Source organism: Cellulomonas biazotea (assembly GCF_004306155.1).
Taxonomy (GTDB): domain Bacteria; phylum Actinomycetota; class Actinomycetes; order Actinomycetales; family Cellulomonadaceae; genus Cellulomonas; species Cellulomonas biazotea.
On sequence record NZ_BIMR01000093.1, the window covers coordinates 1 to 15,434 of the forward strand.

A 15,434-nucleotide genomic window follows, 5' to 3' on the forward strand; every position below is an offset into this window, starting at 1 on the left:
CGCCCGGACCGGCGGGGGAGGCCGCCGGTCCGGGGCGGTGTCAGCGGCGGACCACCACCGACAGCGGCTGGCTCCACGTGGCGCCCGCCGCGTTCGACAGCTCGACCCGGTAGACGTGCGTGCCCGCCGCCCGGCCGGTCAGGCGCGTCGACGCCCGCTGCGCGTCGAAGCCGTGCGCGACCAGCGCCTGCGCGTCGACCAGGCGGCCGTCCTCGTACAGGCGGTAGCCCGTCGCGTTCGTGCCCCACCACAGGTTCGTCGTCACCGTGTAGGTGCCGTCGCCGTCCCAGTTTTCGTGGCTGAGCACGGGTGTCGCCGGGTTCGCGTGCGTCACCTGGACCGTCAGCGGCGCCGACGTCGTGGTGCCGAACCGGTTGGTCAGCTCGACCGTGTAGACGTACGCGCCGTCGCGCTTCCCGGTGACGTCGAAGGACGCCGACTGCGCCGACGGGGTCGCGTCGACAAGGTCGCGCGCGCCGACCTCGACGCCGCCCTCCAGCAGCCGCACCGACCGCGCGTTCTGGCCCCACCAGAGGTTCGCGACGACCGTGTACGAGCCGTCGCCGTCCCAGTTGTCGTGGCTGAGGACCGCGGTGCCGGGGGCGGCCGTCGCCGGGCCGTCGGGCTCGGTCGGCTCCTTCTCCAGGCCGTCGATGGCGTCCCGCACCAGCGCGGTGACCGTGTCGACGTCGTCCTGCGTGGCGCGGCTGCCCGCGAGGACGACGCGCGCGGCGGCGACTGCCTCGTCGAGTGCGGCGACCGAGCCGGTCGTCCACCCCTCGCGGTCGATCGCGTCGGCCTCGGCGACGACCGCCTCCAGGGCCGTCGTGTCCGCGCCCGTCGCCGGGGCGGCGGCGACCAGGCGCACGTCGTCGACGTTGCCCCACGCGCCGCCGCTGAGCGAGAAGCGCGCCTCGACCGTGACGACCCCGTCGGGGCCGACGACGACGTCCGGGACGGTCGTCGTCACGTACTGGCGCCAGCCGTCGAGCCGCAGCGGCTCGCTGCGCTCGCCGACCGACGTCGTCGCGGCCAGGCGCAGGACGTCGCCCGCACCCTCGGCGTCGCCCTGCGTCGTCGCGGACAGCGTGTACGCGCCGGCCGGGACGCCCGTCAGGCGCTGCGCGACCGTGAACTCGTAGGCGGCGCCCGCCCAGAACTTCACGGCGCGGCTGCCCTCGGACGCGTCACCGTCGTCCGTCACCGCGGCACCGGTCCCCGTGATGGTCCACGGCCCGTTCCCGGCGTCCTCGAACCCGGCATCGAGCACGTGGTTCGTCAGGCGGACGTCGACCGTCGCGGTGATCGCGAGCCCCGACGACGTCGTCCCCGGGATCGTGTACACGCCCGGGCCGCGGATCCAGTCGACGGCCCCGGACCACGTGACGGACGGGTGCTCGACGGTCCCGTCGTTGTACGTGACGGCGATCGTCGCCGGCAGGTCGACGGGTGCGCCGTCGGCCACGACGAGCTCGACCCGCTCGACGTCGACGACCTCGACCGGTGCGACGGCACCGGTGCGGGCGTAGGAGAACACCCGCAGCGACTCCAGCGGGTTCCCCGCGAAGTCGAACATCGCCTGGTTGTCCCACGCGGACCCGCCGAACCACTGGCCGGCGTCCTGCGGGTCGTACTCGCCCGCGAAGCTCGTCGCCCAGCCGGAGCCGTCCCGCTCCCACAGCACCTTGTTCTGCTCGAGCGCGGTCGGCGGCCCGACGGGCAGCCACGCGGGCTCCCAGTAGAAGACGCCGACGCCCGCGCCGGTGTCGACGACGGCCTGCACGACGTCGCGGACCTCGGTCGCCTGGCCCTGGACGGACGCCGGGTAGGCGTCGTTCGTCGTCGACGTCGTGATGGTGTTCTGGTGGCCGTCGCCGTCGTCGAACGTGTGGTTCCACGACGTCTCCGCGACCATGACCTCCTTGCCGTACGTGTCCGCGACCTGCTTCAGGCGCGCGGTGAGGTTGGCGAGCGTGCCGTGCCAGTACGGGTAGTACGAGCTCGCGAAGACGTCGTAGTCGACGCCGAGGGTGTCGAGCGCGAGCGCGTAGCGCGGGTACCGGCCGTTCTCCGGGTTGGTGAAGTGGATCGCGACCTTCGCGTCCGGCAGGACGTCGCGCACGGCTGCGGCGCCCGCGTCGTAGACCGCCGCGCACGGCGCCCACTGCGCGACGTCCGTCCACTGCGACGGGCAGGCGAGGCCCGCGACGCCGTTGTTGGTCTCGTTGCCGACCTGCACCATCGCGACGTCCACGCCGGCGGCCGCGAACTGCTCCAGGGCGTCGTGCGTGAACTCGCCGACCGCCGTGGCCGTCTGCGCCGCCGTGAACCCCTCCCACGCCTTGGGCGCGTGCTGCTTGGCCGGGTCCGCCCAGAAGTCCGAGTAGTGGAAGTCGACGAGCACCCGCAGCCCCGCGTCGGTGGCCCGCTCGCCGATCTCGACCGCGCGCGGCACGTCGACGTTGCCGCCCCCGTAGCCGCGGCCCGCGGCGTCCCACGGGTCGTTCCACACCCGGACGCGCACGGTGTTGACGCCGTGGTCCGCGAGGACGTCGAACAGGTCGGCGGGCTGCCCGGCGGCGTCGCGGAACACGACGCCGCTGGCCTCCAGCGACAGCACCGACGACACGTCGACGCCGCCGAGGAAGTTGTCCGGCAGGCCCTCGACCTTGTCGACGAAGATGCCGGCCTCGACCGGCCCGTCGGTCGGGGCGGCCGACGCGACGGACGGTGTGGCCAGGAGGGCGGCGGCCGCGAGGGCTGCGGCGGCCAGGCGTGGGGCACGTGCGGGGGGATGACTCACCGTCGAGTTCCTTCCGATCTGACTGTGCGCGGTCCCAGTGCGGAACCGGGCAAAACCGTAACCCCTGCCCCATGTCCGGCGGAATACCCGGAACAGACGTCGTGGCAGAACTGTGACCGTTCACACGGGATCGGATGCGTGCCCGCGCGTCGGATGGTCGGCTGGAGCATGCACGAGCGCGCGGTGGTCGTCGGAGGCGGTTCCCACGTCGGCGTGCGCACGGGCGGCGTGACCGACGTGCCCGACCCGGTCGTCCTCGTGCCCGGCGCCGGCTGCTCGGGCGACGCCTTCCACGTCGACCTCGTCGACGCCCTCGCCGCCCGCCGCCACGTCGTGGTCGTCGACCCCCGCGACACCGGCCGCTCCACGACCACCACCGGCGACACCCCCGAGTACGCCCTGCCCGACCTCGCCGACGACCTCACGGCCGTCCTGCGCGCCGTCCTGCGCCCCGGCGAACGCGCCCACGTCGTCGGCGTCTCCACCGGCGGGTCGCTCGGCCAGGTCGTCGCGCTCGACCACCCCGACCTCGTCGCTAGCCTCACGCTCGTCAGCGCGACTCCCGGCGTCCCCGGGCTCGAGGCCCCCGACCTGCCCGGCCCGACCGCCGCCCTGTCCGCCGCGTCCGGGCTGCCCGACCCCGACTGGGCCGACGACGACGCCGTCGTCGACTGGATGGTCGAGGTCGAACGCCCCTACCGCCCCACCGTCTTCGACGAGGACGACGTCCGCGCGACCGCCCGCGCCACCGTCGACCGGTCCACCGACCCGTCCGCCGCCGCGCACCACTACGCCGCCGCACCCGGACCGCCGTGGCGGCACCGGCTCGGCGACCTCCGCGTGCCCGTGACCATCGTGCACGGCGACGACGACCCGTTCTTCCCGCTCGCGCACGCCCATGCGCTGGCCGCCGAGATCCCCGGCGCGCGCCTCGTCGTCCTGCCGGGCAGCGGGCACGGCGTCCCGGTCCGGCGGCACTGGCCGGCGTTCGTCGCCCTGGTCGCGGGGGAGGCCTGACCCTCCGGCCCGCGTCCGTCAGGGCGTCCGCGCCACCGCGACCGCCTCCACCTGCACCAGGCACGCGGGGTCGACGAAGTCCGTCGTCGACGTCATCCGCGCCGGCGCACCGCGGAAGAACTCGGGGAACACGTCGCACGCCGCCCGCTGGTCGCCCACGTGCCGCAGGTACAGGTGCACCTGCACGACGTCGTCGAGACTCCCGCCGACCTGCGCGAGCGTCCGCCCGAGCTCCGTCAGCGCGGCCCGGGTCTGGTGCGCCGCGTCGGGCCGGTCGAAGCCCCCGGCGTGGTGGGCGAGGAACACGAGGCCTCCGGCGACGACGGCAGCGGAGCAGGTCTCGTCGCCGACGTGCGACGGCAGGCGGGTGATCGACATGCGCGGACGCTACCGACGGCCACCGACACCGGAGTGCCGGCCTGTGGAGTCCGCTGGCGCGCTGACCTCGTCTGATGCCGCGCGCGTCGAGTCGGGATGACGCCGGAGCCCGGGACGCTCAGCACGGCGTGGCGGACTGCGCCACGACGGTGGGGCGCGTTCGGGCGGCAATATTGGCGCTATCCCGGGGCGCGTCATTATTGTCGCTACGGCGGCTGGCGCCAATATTGTCGCAAAGGGCGGCGTGAGATGAACACCGAGAGCGACGCTTGGGCGCGCCTGCGCTCTCCTGCGGACGTGGGTGCGTTCCTTCGCGACGCACGCATCGAGGCGAACCTGTCGCAGGCGGCGCTCGCCGACGAGCTCGGGTTCGACCGACGCGTGCTGCAGCGCATCGAGGCGGGCGAGCCGACCCTCTACATCACGCGCGTGTTCGCCCTGCTGGCGCGACTTCACCTGAGGCTCGAGGTCCGGGGCGATGGCGTCCCTGGACCCCCGCCTGCACCGGCGTCCGACCCGACCATGCCCCCGTGGAGCATCACGGACCGGCCAGCGGCGACGCATCTCTGACGTGTGGGAAGGGGGCTCGATCTCGGCGCGCTCGGCCGGTCGCCCCTCCCGCCCCACGGCCGAGGGCAAGGTCTGGCTGTGCGCGATCATGGACGTGTTCTCCAACCGGATCGTCTGGTACTCGACCAGCGATCGGATTACATCTCGCATCACGGTGAACGCGCTGACCGCGCGGTGCAGCGACGCGGTGAGGTAGCCGGATGCGTGGTTCACGGCGATCGCCATAGCCAGTTCGCGGCCGCAAAGTCCTGCGCTAGCTCGCCCGCCACGACCTGATCGGGTCGACGGCTCGCTCGCCGGTGGCTGCGTCGAGGGCGCGGTGCTCGACGTCGCGGGCTGCAGAAGAACGTGCTCAACCGGTGACGCCGGACCACCAGCGAGGACCTGCGGATCGCGATCGTCACCTGGATCGAACAGACCTACCACCGCCGCCGAGGCCAAGCCCGGCTCGGCCGCCTGACACCGATCGAGTTCGAGACCATCGTGACCACTCAGGTCGCACTCGGCGCCTGAGACCCGCTGTCACCCACTCGTTCCGCAGACCCACGTCCAGCCGACGGGCATGATGCGCTCAGACATATGAGGGGGAGGCAGTCCCGAGCCTCCACTCCGGGCCGCTGAACGGTCGGTAGTCCGGCTCCACAGTGCCCTCGAGCTGAACAAGAAGGCGCAGGTGGTGGCCGAACTCAGGACCATTCGCCCGCTCCACCTGCAAACGCGCCGCTCCGTTCTGGCGAACGTGTCGCACGTAGTCCACGAGTGGGTCCGGTACCCACCCAAGCGGTGCGTTCGCTTCGTCTGCCACCACGATCGCAAGCGGATTCACCGGGTTCTGTGCGTCATCAAGCAGCGTCAGGCGATCGCCGCGCCGGAGCCGCGACAGCACCAAGTCCGCGCCCGGTGCGTAACGGACGCCGTGGACGAGAAAGAGGCAGTCCGTGGACCCATCCGCATGCACGGCAGGCTCGGGGACTAACTCGATCGAGTCGCCGGTCCGTCGCCCCCCGGAGCGAGCCAGGAGTTCGAGGGGACCCGCGAGCGCGTCGAGGGAGAGGGCCTCTAGGAGACGCGGCCGTTCAGGGCGCGCGGGGTCCATGAGCCGCGCGGCGAAGAGCGGAAAGAGATTCTCCGCTTCGTAGACGCGCGCGTAGTCGTGGAAGCCAAGTAGTGGCCTCGCGCCGAGGACCGCTCGAGCCCCAGCCAGGTACGTGAAGCGGAACCCGTGGCTCGTCTGCTCCAGCACACCAACCGGGTGGTATCGGCGAGTGCGCGGGTGTTGCCAGGTCACCGCCAACCGTCTCAGCAGCGAAGCTGGAGCTGGCTCGACCGCCCAAGACGCCTCAGTCGCCTGCATCGAGGAGCCTCCTGAGGTTTTGCTGAAGCAGTCGGTCTACGAAGGTACGGGCGGGGTCTGACATCTCGGGGGTCGCTTCCACGATCCTCGCCCAGTCTTCCTGCTTTATCGAACCGAACCGGTCCCGCCAGTAGTCCCAGGTCGCGGTCGGTGCCATCGAGAGCGCCCGATGGGCGAAGTCCACGAGCGAGGTCTCACGACCGTCCTCGAACTTCTCGGCACGACCACGGCCGAGCCACGCGGCGAAACCGTCGGGGTCGCCGAGCATCCTGGTCCGCCGGACGTCGGTGAGGTTGAAGCCGAGGGTCGAGCCGTGGTCGTAGCTGGGAGCGAGTCTCAGGGCTCCCGAGGGGCCTCGAAGAACTGACCAGTTCTCGACGTGTCGATCTTGGTTGGCGATCCACGCGTCGAAGAGGAGGTAGCCGCAGAACAGGTCGAAGGCCGTGAGGCCGCCCGGCACCGCCCTACCGACCGGCGGCAATGCTGAACGGAGGGACCGCTCGACGTTGCCAAGGTTGTGTCCTTGCCGGCTTCGCGTCTTCGGGATGAAGCTCGGGACGAACTCAGCGATCAAGACCGAGCCGGCCTGAAACTCCCAGGCCGCGCCCGGCTTGAGGTCGGCCGAAATGCAGCCGGGTGTCCCAGCGCGTCGAGCCAGTTCGACTTGCGCTGTCGGGATGCCGACGAGTGTGCCCAGTTCGGCGCTGATCTTCTCCGCCCAGTCCTGACCCTCGCGGCGGTCGGGCCGCACCCGCGTGAGCTTGTGAAGCCACCGACCGCCGTTAGGGCCGCTGAGCCAGGTGTTGGTCCCGCGACCGGCAGTCTCCACTTGTTCTACGGCCCAGTCGGTCACGTCGATCATCGGATACGGCCGAAGCGCGTCGGTCACGACGGCACCGTGAGCCGCGTCGGGGAGAGGCGGACGCACTGCATGGAGTGATCATCCTCGGCGGAGAGTTTGCATAGCGGCAAGGCGCGCTCGCCCGGACGAACTGCAACCGCCAGCCCGCGGCCCCGACGACGAAGGGCCCGCCCCACATCGCTGCGGGTGACGGGCCCTTCGGGCGGCGGAGGATGGGGGATTCGAACCCCCGAGGGCTTTCACCCAACACGCTTTCCAAGCGTGCGCCATAGGCCACTAGGCGAATCCTCCAGGCGGGCCAAGGGTACTCGACGGACCCTGGATCTCCGAAACGCGCGACGGAGGACACCCCCGACCGCCACGATGGGGCGGGACGCCGGACGTGTGACACGAGGAGGCGCGATGGTGGTGGCGCAGGACGCGAACGGCGTGACCGGGGTGCTCGACGGTCCGCAGGTCAGGCTCGCGCAGCCGGCGGACCTCCCCGCGGCGCGCACGGTGCTGGCGCGGGCGCTCGCGCACGACCCGCTGATGGACTGGATCTTTGGGCTGCGGGCGGACCGGTCGGCGGCGGTCGCGGCGTTCCTGTGGGCGGGCGTCGAGGGGTACGTGCTGGCGGGGACGACGTGGCTCGCGGTCGACGACCGGCGGGCCGTCGGGGCGGCGGCGTGGCGGGTGCCGGGGACGGAGGCCGTGGGGGCGGACGGCGGGCCGGCGCTGCCGGGGCCGTCGACGCTGGGTCTGCTGCTGCCCGCGGACCGGGTGGTGCTGGTGCGCGACGGGTTCGCGGCGATGCACGGGCTGCTGCCGGACGAGCCGCACGCGCTGCTGCACTTCCTGGGGGTCGACGCGGACCGGCGTGGCTTCGGGCTGGGTGCGGCACTGGTCGAGGCGGGGGTCGCGGGGGTGCCGGACCACCTGCCGGCGCACGTCAACACGACGCTGGACAGCAACGTGGCGTTCTACGAGGCGCGGGGCTTCACGCACGCCGGGTCGGTGCGGCTCGGACCGCGCGGGCCGGTCATGCACGGGCTGCGTCGCCCCGCCCGCCGCGCCTAGGCTGGCCGGGTCCGGGTCCGTCGCACGGACGACGGGCCGACACCGGCGACGAGGAGCAGTGCCATGGCGCACGGCGACATCACGCACATCGACATCCCCGCGGACGACCTGGGGCGCGCGACGGCGTTCTACCGGACGGTGTTCGGGTGGGACGCGCAGGAGATGCCGGGCTTCGAGGGCTACCCGATGTGGCAGGCCCCGAACAAGATCAGCGGCGGCGGGTTCGGGCAGCGCGACGACAGCCTCCGCGTCCCGCGCTCCTACGTCGAGGTCGACTCGATCGACGACGCGCTCGCGACGGTCGTGGCGCAGGGCGGCTCGGTCGTGCAGGAGAAGCGGGAGATCTCGCCGACGTCCTGGTGGGCGGTGTTCGAGGACACCGAAGGCAACCAGATGGGCCTGTACGAGAGCTCGACGCACGGCTGACCGGCCGTGGCGCGGTCTGACGCGGACCGTCGCGTCAGACCTCGCCGAACCGGGCGACCGCGCGGATCTTGTTGGTCGCGTCGAGCGCCGCGACCTTGTACGCCTCCGACAGCGTCGGGTAGTTGAGGACGGTGTCGACGAGGTAGTCGATCGTGCCGCCGCACGCCATGATCGCTTGCCCGATGTGTACGAGGTCGGTCGCGGACGTCCCGAAGATGTGCACGCCCAGCAGCTCGCGCGTGTCGACGTGCACGAGCAGCTTGAGCATCCCGTAGGAGTCCCCGACGATCTGCCCGCGCGCGAGCTCGCGGTACCGGGCGACGCCGACCTCGTAGGGCACGGAGTCGCGCGTGAGCTCGTCCTCGGTGCGGCCGCAGTAGGAGATCTCGGGGATCGTGTAGATGCCGATGGGCTGCACGGCGGCGAGCTCGCGGGCGGGCTCGTCGAACGCGCGGTACGCGGCGAGCCGCCCCTGGTCCATGGACGTCGCCGCGAGCGCGGGGAACCCGATGACGTCGCCGACGGCGAAGACGTGCGGGACGGCGGTGCGGTAGTCGCCGTCGACCTCGATCCGTCCGCGCCGGTCGGCGGACAGCCCGGCGGCCGCGAGGTTCAGGTCGGCCGTCTGCCCCTGCCGCCCGGCGGAGTACATGACGGTGTCGGCCGCGATCTTCTTGCCGGACGCGAGGCGCGTCACCGTGCCGTGCGGGCCGGTGTCGACCCCGGCGACCTCCTCGCCGAGCCGGAACGACACCGACAGGTCCCGCAGGTGGAACTTGAGCGACTCGACGACCTCCGGGTCGCACATCTCCAGCATCGTGGGCCGCTTGTCGACGATCGTCACGCGCGTGCCCAGCGCCGCGAACATCGACGCGTACTCGATGCCGATGATCCCGGCGCCGACGACGACCATCGACCCGGGCACCCGGTCGAGCGCGAGCACCCCGTCGGAGTCCACGACGGTCCGCTCGTCGAACTGCACGGTGTCGGGCCGGTGCGGGCGCGACCCCGTCGCGATCACGACGAACCGGCCCGAGAACCGGGTGCGGCGCCCGTCGTCGTCGGTCACCTCGACGGTGTGCGGGTCGACGAAGGCGGCGGCGCCCGAGTGCAGGTCGACGTGGTTGCGCAGCAGCTGCGCGCGCACGACCTCGACCTCGCGCCCGATGACGTGCTGGGTGCGGGCGAACAGGTCCTCGATGGTGATGTCGCTCTTCACGCGGTAGCTCGCGCCGTACATCTCCCGCTGCGCCATGCCCGTGAGGTAGAGCACGGCCTCGCGGAGCGTCTTGCTGGGGATCGTGCCGGTGTTGACGGACACGCCGCCCATCATGTGCTTGCGCTCGACGACGGCGACGCGGCGCCCGAGCTTCGCGGCGGCGATCGCGGCCTTCTGCCCGCCCGGTCCGGAGCCGATGACGACGAGGTCGTAGTCGAACCGGGTGTCGTCGGGGGTCGCAGCGGGCTCGGCCACCGGCCCGGGGATGCCGTCGTCGCTCACGTCCACGAGTCTGTCCCGGCCGGGCGCCGCGCACACGCTGGACGGTGTCGGTGGGGCCCGGTACACATCAGCCGTGAGCCTCGACCGCCCGCTGCCCGTGCGCCGCGTCCGGCCGTCCGGCGTCCCGGTGGACGGGGACGCGTGGTACCTGCGGGTCCCAGCGGTCCGTCAGGTGCTCGCGGAGGGGTGGGACCTCGGGCCGGTGACGGTGCTCGTGGGGGAGAACGGCGCGGGCAAGTCGACGCTCGTCGAGGCGCTCGCGGTGAGCCGCGGCATGGGTCCCGAGGGCGGGTCGATCGGGTCCGGGTACACGACACGCCCGTCGGAGCCCGACCTGTGGTTCGACGTCGAGCGCGACCCGGGAGCGGGGCGGTCGGGCTTCTTCCTGCGGGCCGAGACGATGCACGCGTTCTACTCGTTCCTGGAGGAGAACCCGGGCGGGAGCCCGCACGAGCCGCGGTTCCACGAGATGTCGCACGGGGAGTCGTTCCTCTCGCTCGTCGGCAACCGCATGCTGCGCGCCGGCCTGTACGTGCTGGACGAGCCCGAGGCGGCGCTGTCGTTCACCGGCTGCCTGGCGCTCGTCGCGCACCTGCACGACCTCGCGCGCTCGACGCCCTCGCAGGTGGTCGTCTCGACGCACTCGCCGGTCGTCGCCGCGATCCCCGGCGCGACGGTGTTCGAGGTCGGCGAGTGGGGCATCCGGGAGTGCGCGTGGGAGGACCTCGACCTGGTGCAGCGCTGGCGGGGGTTCCTCGACGACCCGCGCCGGTACCTGCGGCACGTGGTCGACGACTGACCGTGGTCCGTCGTCCTGAGGTGCGGATGCCGGACCGCCTCCGCAGGATGGGTCGATGACGGACCAGAGCACGCACCAGGACCCCCGCTCCCAGTACCCCGGCCCCGAGTCGCAGCCCGGCGAGAAGATCCCGCACCCGGGACTCACCGAGCAGATGGCGAAGGAGCCGGACCACGGCGAGCGGACGTACCGCGGGTCGGGCCGGCTCGAGGGTCGCAAGGCGCTCGTCACGGGCGGCGACTCCGGGATCGGCCGGGCCGTCGCGATCGCGTACGCCCGCGAGGGGGCCGACGTCGCGATCGTCTACCTGCCCGAGGAGGAGCAGGACGCGCAGGAGACGGCGCGCTGGGTGTCGGAGGCGGGGCGGACGGTCGTCACGATCCCGGGCGACATCCGCGACGAGGCCTTCTGCGCGGAGCTCGTGCAGCGCGCGGTCGACGGGCTCGGCGGGCTCGACGTCCTCGTCAACAACGCCGCGTACCAGATGGCGCAGCCCGGCGGCCTGGCGGACATCACGACCGAGCAGCTCGACCGCGTCCTCAAGACCAACCTGTACGCGATGTTCTGGATCACGAAGGCCGCGCTGCCGCACCTGGGTCCCGGGTCGACGATCATCAACACGAGCTCGATCCAGGCGTTCGACCCCAGCCCCGGCCTGCTCGACTACGCCACGACCAAGGCGGGCATCCTCAACTTCACGAAGGGCCTCGCGCAGGAGCTCACCGAGCAGGGCATCCGCGTCAACGCCGTCTGCCCGGGGCCGATCTGGACGCCGCTCATCCCCGCGACGATGGAGGAGGAGAAGGTCGACCAGTTCGGCGGGGACACCCCGCTCGGCCGCGCCGGGCAGCCCGCCGAGATGGCGCCCGCGTACGTGTTCCTCGCGTCGCAGGAGTCGAGCTACGTCTCGGGCGACCGCATCGTCGCGACCGGCGGCAAGCTCGCCTGACGGACACCGTCGTCGTCGGTCGCCGGGCCGGGCCCCGGGCTGCCGGCGACGGGGCGACGGCCCGGGACGTGCGCGACGCCCGCGCCGCGTCGGCTAAACTTCTGGGCAGACCCCTCGTACGGCGTCATCTCGCTGAACCCCCCCAGGGCCGGAAGGCAGCAAGGGCAGGTGAGCTCTGGCGGGTGTGCGGGGGGTCCTCTCATGCCCGGACCGCGTGCGGCCCCGCGGCAGGCGCGGCCGTCAGTGCGGGTCGGGGTCGCGCAGGGCCAGGCGCGTGAACGTCTGCGCCGCACCCGCCTCCCGCTTCAGGCGCCGGACCAGGTGGTCGAGCGACCCGGGGTCCGCGACGAGCGCGTGCAGCAGGTAGTCGTAGGAGCCCGTGACGTGCACGGCGTCGAGCACCTGAGGGAAGCCCGGAGGCCGGCGCAGCGCCGACTGGAAGTCCTCGTTGGTCGTCTCCGGCGCGAGCCTGACCTCGATGAACACCTCCAGCCCGCCCGTCGGCGCGCCCGACGGGGCACGGCCGCTCACGATCGTGAAGCCGCGGATCGTGCCGTCGTCGACCAGGCGGCGCACCCGGGCCGCCGCCGCGTTGGCGCTGAGCCCCACGCGGGCGCCCAGCTCACGGAATGGCAACCGCGCATCCGCGGTCAGCTCACGAAGGATCGCGTCGTCGATGACGTCCACGGCGCACATTCTCGCAGTCGCACGACGACTTGCGCAGCGCGTGCTCGATGCCGGACCCGCGACCGGAGCATCCTGGGCGTCGTGGAGAACTCGCCCCTCGTGCTCGGCGTGCTCGCCGGGCTCGCCGTGGCCGTGCCCGTCGGGCCGATCGCCGTCCTGCTCCTGCGCGAGGGCGTCGTGCACGGCACCCGCGTCGCGCTCGGTGCCGGGCTCGGGATCGCGACCGTCGACCTGCTGTACGCCGTCGTGGCGCTCGTCGCCGGGGCGCAGGTCGCGCGCGTGGTCGCCGACCACGAGGTCGTCGTGCGCTGGGTGACCACGATCGTGCTCGTCGTCGTCGGGGTCGTGATGCTGCGCGGGTGGTGGCGCGAGCGACGGGCCGTCCGCGCGGGCGAGGAGAGCGGCCCTGGTGACCTGGTCGGCACCGACGCCGTCGACGTCGACCGCACTCGCGTCGACGACCGCACCCGCGTCGGCGTGCGCACCCGCGTGCTCGCGGCGACGCCCGCGGCCGCGTACCTGCGGTTCGTCGCGCTCACGGTCGTCAACCCCGCGACCGCCCTGATCTTCGCGACCGTCGCCGTCGCGCTCGCGGGTGGCGTCGGCGCCTCGACGGGCGGGGCCGGCCTCGTCCAGGGTGCGCTGTTCGTCGTCGGGGCCGCCGCCGCGTCGGCCGTCTGGCAGAGCACCCTCGCGGTCGCGTCGGGCACCCTCGGACGCGCCGTCGGCGAGCGGGGGCGGTCCTGGGCGTCGGCCCTCGGCGCGGTCGTCGTCCTCGTCCTCGCCGGGCTCGTCGCGGTCGGCTGACGCGTCCGCGCAGGCCCCGGCCGCGCGGCCCCGCGCGTGGGTGGGGACGTCTAGGGTTCTGGGCGTGACGACTGCGCTGTACCGCCGCTACCGGCCGGACAACTTCGCCGAGGTGATCGGACAGGACCACGTCACCGCACCGCTGCGGCAGGCGCTGCGCAGCGGTCAGGTCAACCACGCCTACCTGTTCAGCGGCCCGCGCGGCTGCGGCAAGACGACGTCCGCCCGGATCCTCGCGCGCATCCTCAACTGCGAGCAGAACACCGAGGCGAGCCCCACCGACACCCCGTGCGGCACGTGCCCGTCGTGCGTCGAGCTCGCCCGCGGCGGCCCGGGCAGCCTCGACGTCGTCGAGATCGACGCCGCCAGCCACGGTGGCGTCGACGATGCCCGTGAGCTGCGCGAGCGCGCCACGTTCGCGCCCGCGCGCGACCGGTTCAAGGTCTTCATCCTCGACGAGGCCCACATGGTCACGCCGCAGGGGTTCAACGCGCTGTTGAAGATCGTCGAGGAGCCGCCGCCGCACGTGAAGTTCATCTTCGCGACGACGGAGCCCGACAAGGTCATCGGCACGATCCGCTCCCGCACCCACCACTACCCGTTCCGGCTCGTCCCGCCGGACGTCCTCGTGCCGTACCTCGAGGAGCTCTGCACGACCGAGGGCGTGCCCGTCGCCGCGGGCGTCCTGCCGCTCGTCGTCCGCGCGGGCGCCGGGTCCGTCCGCGACACCCTGTCGGTCCTCGACCAGCTCATCGCCGGGTCGGGCGACGCGGGCCTCGACCACGACGCTGCCGCGGCCCTGCTCGGCTACACGCCCGCCGCGCTGCTCGACGACCTCGTCGAGGCGATCGCCGCACGCGACGGCGGGTCCGCGTTCCGCGTCGTCGAGCGGGTCATCTCCACCGGCCACGAGCCGCGCCGCTTCGTCGAGGACCTGCTCGAACGCCTGCGCGACCTCATCGTCATCGCCGCGTCCGGCGACGCCGCCGGGGCTGCCCTGCGCGACGTGCCGACCGACCAGCTCGCCCGCATGCGCCTGCAGGCGCAGCACCTCGGCGCGTCCGAGCTGTCGCGCTCCGCCGACCTCGCGAACGCCGCCCTCACCGAGATGAGCGGCGCGACGTCGCCGCGCCTGCACCTCGAGCTGCTCATGGCCCGGCTGCTGCTGCCCGCCGCGGACGACTCGCGTGCCGGCCTCGGCGCCCGCGTCGACCGGCTCGAGCGCGGGCTGCCTGCGGGCGGGGCCGCGTTCGCGTCGGCGCCGATCGCGGCACCGGCTGAGCGACCCGCGGCCGGGGACCGTCCGGCTGAGCGTCCCGCCGCGGTGGACCGGCCGGTCGAGCGTCCTGCTGCCGCTCCCGACCGTCCGGCCGCGCCTCCTGCCGTGCCCGACCGCCAGCCCGAGCGTCCCGCTGACGTGGACCGGTCCGTCGCGCGGCCTGCCGGGGACACGGCCGACCACCTGGCCGACGGCACGGCCGACCGGTCCGCCGCCACGGTGGACCTGGCCGACGGCGCCACGTCCACGACCGCCCGAGCGGACGATGCGGCGGAGCGTCCGACGGCCCCCGACGCCGCCTCGGGCGACTGGCCGATTGTCGCGCCGGTGGGCTCGGGTCGGCCCGCGCGCGCCGTGACCAGTCCCGGGTCGGGGCACGACGCGGCGACGGATGACGGCGCGTCCGCCCCGGTCGCTGACGGTGGTGACCGCCAGGCCGCGGGCGTCGGCGACGCCGGCCCGGCTGCCGCGTCACCCTCGGCTGTGGCGGCGCCGGCTGCTGCGGCGTCACCCCCGGCCGCCGCGGCCGCCCCGGCGGGAGGCCAGGACACCGAGGTGCTGCGGCGCCGGTGGCCCGAGGTGCTCGAGACCGTCAAGGGTCTGCGGCGCGTGACGTGGGCGCTCGTCGACCCCCGCAACGCGCAGGTCGCCGAGCTCGACGCGACGACGCTGCGCCTGTCGTTCAGCACGCCGCAGCTCGCGACGACGTTCCGCAACGGCGCGCACGCCGACGTCGTGGCGCGCGCGGTCCGGGAGACGCTCGGCTTCGACGTCCGTGTCGAGGGCATCCTCGGTGACCCGCCGTCGGGCGGTGGCGCCGGTGCCGGGCGTCCGGGCGCGGGTGGTCCCGGCGGTGGTGCAGGCGCGGGCGCGGGCGGTGCGGCCGCAGGTGGCTTCGGACCTGCCGGCCCGGCAGGCGGCCGGGGTGCGGGCGGGCCCGGCG

14 protein-coding genes, 1 tRNA gene and 1 other RNA gene are annotated in these 15,434 nt (G+C 73.4%); 9 read left to right on the plus strand and 7 right to left on the minus strand.

What is annotated here, in order from left to right:
* Positions 1-40: 40 nt before the first annotated feature.
* Entirely contained in the window at positions 41-2,803 is a 2,763-nt protein-coding gene (locus tag CBZ_RS07600) for a glycosyl hydrolase 53 family protein (protein WP_246013135.1), read from the minus strand.
* A 168-nt stretch (positions 2,804-2,971) separates the two neighbouring features.
* Between CBZ_RS07600 and CBZ_RS07605 the strand changes: the two genes are divergently transcribed.
* Positions 2,972-3,820: an alpha/beta fold hydrolase gene (locus tag CBZ_RS07605; RefSeq protein WP_130780973.1), complete on the plus strand. Its 849-nt coding sequence runs from the start codon at positions 2,972-2,974 to the stop codon at positions 3,818-3,820.
* A gap of 18 nt (positions 3,821-3,838) precedes the next feature.
* On the opposite strand, the gene CBZ_RS07610 is transcribed toward CBZ_RS07605, so the two are convergent.
* Positions 3,839-4,198: a RidA family protein gene (locus CBZ_RS07610; RefSeq protein ID WP_130780974.1), complete on the minus strand. Its 360-nt coding sequence runs from the start codon at positions 4,196-4,198 to the stop codon at positions 3,839-3,841.
* Positions 4,199-4,495: 297 nt separating this feature from the next.
* On the opposite strand from CBZ_RS07610, the gene CBZ_RS20805 reads away from it, so the two are divergent.
* Positions 4,496-4,768, plus strand: coding sequence for a helix-turn-helix transcriptional regulator (locus CBZ_RS20805; protein ID WP_165446695.1), 273 nt, complete (start codon positions 4,496-4,498; stop codon positions 4,766-4,768).
* A gap of 571 nt (positions 4,769-5,339) precedes the next feature.
* On the opposite strand, the gene CBZ_RS07620 is transcribed toward CBZ_RS20805, so the two are convergent.
* From CBZ_RS07620 to CBZ_RS07630, 3 genes are all read right to left on the minus strand, one after another.
* The gene (locus CBZ_RS07620; protein WP_130780976.1) at positions 5,340-6,011 is read right to left on the minus strand and encodes a hypothetical protein; all 672 of its coding nucleotides are present in this window, start codon (positions 6,009-6,011) and stop codon (positions 5,340-5,342) included.
* 97 nt (positions 6,012-6,108) lie between these two features.
* Positions 6,109-7,011, minus strand: a complete 903-nt coding sequence (locus CBZ_RS21715) for a HipA domain-containing protein (protein WP_130780977.1) — start codon at positions 7,009-7,011, stop codon at positions 6,109-6,111.
* Positions 7,012-7,190: 179 nt separating this feature from the next.
* Positions 7,191-7,275 (minus strand) — tRNA-Ser (locus CBZ_RS07630).
* A 111-nt stretch (positions 7,276-7,386) separates the two neighbouring features.
* On the opposite strand from CBZ_RS07630, the gene CBZ_RS07635 reads away from it, so the two are divergent.
* Together CBZ_RS07635 and CBZ_RS07640 are read left to right on the plus strand one after the other, a co-directional pair.
* Positions 7,387-8,043: a GNAT family N-acetyltransferase gene (locus CBZ_RS07635; protein ID WP_165446696.1), complete on the plus strand. Its 657-nt coding sequence runs from the start codon at positions 7,387-7,389 to the stop codon at positions 8,041-8,043.
* 63 nt (positions 8,044-8,106) lie between these two features.
* Positions 8,107-8,469, plus strand: a complete 363-nt coding sequence (locus CBZ_RS07640; protein ID WP_130780979.1) for a VOC family protein — start codon at positions 8,107-8,109, stop codon at positions 8,467-8,469.
* A gap of 34 nt (positions 8,470-8,503) precedes the next feature.
* On the opposite strand, the gene sthA is transcribed toward CBZ_RS07640, so the two are convergent.
* Positions 8,504-9,970 (minus strand): Si-specific NAD(P)(+) transhydrogenase, encoded by a 1,467-nt coding sequence (gene sthA / locus CBZ_RS07645; RefSeq protein ID WP_218022727.1) that lies wholly within the window; start codon positions 9,968-9,970, stop codon positions 8,504-8,506.
* 73 nt (positions 9,971-10,043) lie between these two features.
* Between sthA and CBZ_RS07650 the strand changes: the two genes are divergently transcribed.
* From CBZ_RS07650 to ffs, 3 genes are all read left to right on the plus strand, one after another.
* A complete protein-coding gene (locus CBZ_RS07650) occupies positions 10,044-10,769 on the plus strand; it encodes an AAA family ATPase (protein ID WP_165446697.1) in 726 nt (241 codons plus the stop codon).
* Between the two features lie 55 nt (positions 10,770-10,824).
* Positions 10,825-11,718, plus strand: a complete 894-nt coding sequence (locus tag CBZ_RS07655; protein WP_130780981.1) for an SDR family oxidoreductase — start codon at positions 10,825-10,827, stop codon at positions 11,716-11,718.
* 105 nt (positions 11,719-11,823) lie between these two features.
* Positions 11,824-11,920, plus strand: an RNA gene (gene ffs / locus CBZ_RS07660) — signal recognition particle sRNA small type.
* 38 nt (positions 11,921-11,958) lie between these two features.
* Here the strand turns inward: ffs and CBZ_RS07665 are convergent.
* The gene (locus CBZ_RS07665) at positions 11,959-12,414 is read right to left on the minus strand and encodes an Lrp/AsnC family transcriptional regulator (protein ID WP_218022728.1); all 456 of its coding nucleotides are present in this window, start codon (positions 12,412-12,414) and stop codon (positions 11,959-11,961) included.
* Positions 12,415-12,486: 72 nt separating this feature from the next.
* Here CBZ_RS07665 and CBZ_RS07670 point away from each other — a divergent pair, with 72 nt between their 5' ends.
* Both CBZ_RS07670 and CBZ_RS07675 read left to right on the plus strand, forming a co-directional pair.
* On the plus strand, positions 12,487-13,212 hold the full coding sequence (locus CBZ_RS07670; RefSeq protein WP_165446698.1) for a LysE family transporter: 726 nt from the start codon (positions 12,487-12,489) through the stop codon (positions 13,210-13,212).
* A 64-nt stretch (positions 13,213-13,276) separates the two neighbouring features.
* The coding region (locus CBZ_RS07675) for a DNA polymerase III subunit gamma and tau (protein WP_130780983.1) at positions 13,277-15,434 on the plus strand (2,158 nt) is incomplete at its 3' end.

What these genes read in the sequence shown, in the direction of transcription:
- CBZ_RS07605 (WP_130780973.1), top strand. Translation starts at nt 2,972, where the DNA reads ATGCACGAGCGCGCGGTGGTCGTCGGAGGCGGTTCCCACGTCGGCGTG.
- CBZ_RS07655 (WP_130780981.1), top strand. Translation starts at nt 10,825, where the DNA reads ATGACGGACCAGAGCACGCACCAGGACCCCCGCTCCCAGTACCCCGGC.
- CBZ_RS07635 (WP_165446696.1), top strand. Translation starts at nt 7,387, where the DNA reads ATGGTGGTGGCGCAGGACGCGAACGGCGTGACCGGGGTGCTCGACGGT.
- CBZ_RS07610 (WP_130780974.1), bottom strand. Translation starts at nt 4,198, where the DNA reads ATGTCGATCACCCGCCTGCCGTCGCACGTCGGCGACGAGACCTGCTCC.
- CBZ_RS07665 (WP_218022728.1), bottom strand. Translation starts at nt 12,414, where the DNA reads ATGTGCGCCGTGGACGTCATCGACGACGCGATCCTTCGTGAGCTGACC.
- CBZ_RS07640 (WP_130780979.1), top strand. Translation starts at nt 8,107, where the DNA reads ATGGCGCACGGCGACATCACGCACATCGACATCCCCGCGGACGACCTG.